Origin of the sequence: uncultured Marinobacter sp. (genome assembly GCF_963974375.1) — a bacterium.
GTDB lineage: Bacteria > Pseudomonadota > Gammaproteobacteria > Pseudomonadales > Oleiphilaceae > Marinobacter.
Map to the genome: position 1 here is coordinate 1 of NZ_CAXBDN010000431.1, position 1,922 is coordinate 1,922.

1 protein-coding gene is annotated in these 1,922 nt (G+C 60.1%); it reads left to right on the plus strand.

Translation table 11 applies throughout. The annotated features are described in order from the left end of the window. Positions 1-232 precede the first annotated feature (232 nt). On the plus strand, positions 233-1,777 hold the full coding sequence (istA, locus tag AAC035_RS21085; protein ID WP_339807079.1) for an IS21 family transposase: 1,545 nt from the start codon (positions 233-235) through the stop codon (positions 1,775-1,777). The last annotated feature ends 145 nt before the right edge of the window (positions 1,778-1,922 follow it).

Consider the following 1,922-nt stretch of genomic DNA (forward strand, 5'->3'; position numbering starts at 1 on the left):
TGCATATTCCGGCCCATCGTGACCACCCATTCCGTTTAAACGTGACCGCCTGTTCCGGGCGATCGTGACCGCTCATTCCGTTTTATCGTGACCGATTTCGGGTCGTTTTCCGGAATCGCCGGTCACGATGCCGGAATCATCGGTCACGTTCCCCCGGAATCACCGCCAACGCGCTGGAATTCTTCAACTTTATCCGGCATACCCCCTTCCTTTTTATCACGAGGAAGAGCGGATGCCGGTTGCGAGGATTTCCATGCGACAGATTATCGAGGTCTTGCGCCTCAAATACGAAGCAGGCCTGAGCCATGAGCGCATTGCCCGCGCCTGCGGTCTCTCCAAAGGTGTGGTTGGCAAGTACGTCAATCTGGCCCAGGCTCATGATGTGACCTGGCCGTTGCCAGAGAACGTTGATGAGGTCCGGCTGGAAGCACTGCTGTTCCCAGCCAAGACTCCACCTGCACGCTTTGCCGAACCTGATTACTTCCAGGTCCATCAGGAACTGAAGACCAAGGGCGTGACCCTGCAACTGCTCTGGGCCGAGTACGTGGAACGCCACGGCGACAAGGCCTATCGCTACAGCCAGTTCTGCCACCACTACCGGCTCTGGCGTGGCCGGCAACGGCGCAGCATGCGCCAGGTCCATCGGGCCGGTGAGAAGATCTTTATCGACTACTGCGGCCCTACCGTGCCAGTGGTGGATCGTTCCACCGGGGAAATGCGCAAGGCTCAGGTCTTTGTCGCTGTGCTTGGAGCGTCCAGCTACACCTTCGCTGAGGCTACCTGGAGTCAGTCTCTGCCGGACTGGATTGCCTCCCACCAGCGGATGCTGACGTTCTACGGCGGGGTAGCTGAACTGCTGGTTCCCGATAACCTCAAGGCAGCGGTCACCAAGGCCGATCGATATACCCCGACGATCAACGAGACCTACGCCGAACTGGCCGCTCACTACCAGACTGCGGTGTTGCCAGCACGCCCTTACAAACCCAAGGATAAAGCGAAGGCTGAAGCCGCCGTACTGTTGGTCGAACGCTGGATCCTGGCCCGGTTACGGCACCGGATGTTCTTCTCCCTGGCCGAACTGAATACGGCCATCGCGGATCTGTTACCGGCCCTGAACCAGCGCCCGTTCCAGGGGCGCTCCGAGAGCCGCCAGAGCCTGTTCGAGGCACTGGATCGCCCAGCTCTGAGGCCTCTGCCCGCATCACCTTACGTCTATGCCGAGTGGCGCAAAGCGCGACCGGGCATTGACTACCACATCGAGATCGACAAACGGCTGTACAGCGTGCCTCACGCCCTGGTGGGAGTGAAGCTGGATGTTCGGGTGACCGATACGTCCGTCGAGGTCATGCACAAGGGGCAACGGGTAGCCCTGCATTCTCGCCACGGCAAGAGCCGCTTCGTGACCCTGACCGAACACATGCCCAAGTCGCACCAGGCCCATCAGAACTGGTCACCGGGACGCTTCCTGAATTGGGCCACTGACATCGGCCCCGCCACGCTGGACGTGGTGCAAAGACAGCTCAAGGATCGGCCTCATCCGGAACATGGTTACCGCGCCTGCCTGGGGCTGTTGAACCTCAGCCGCCGCTACAGCCGTGACCGCCTTGAGCAGGCTTGTGACCGGGCGTTGGCTATCAACTCGGCCAGTTACCAGAGCATCACCTCGATCCTGAAGCAGGGGTTGGATCAGCTCCCGCTGCCCTTAGCCGAAGAGGAACCGGAACTGACCGACCTGCCTGTTCACACCAACGTTCGTGGCCCCCACTACTACCACTGATCCCGGAGAGACTGATGCTGACTCAAAACACCCTCGACACCCTGCGCCAACTCAAACTGACCGGCATGTGCGATGCGCTGGAACAACAACGATCACAACCCGACACCCACGACCTGGCGTTCGAGGAACGCCTGGCCTTACTGAT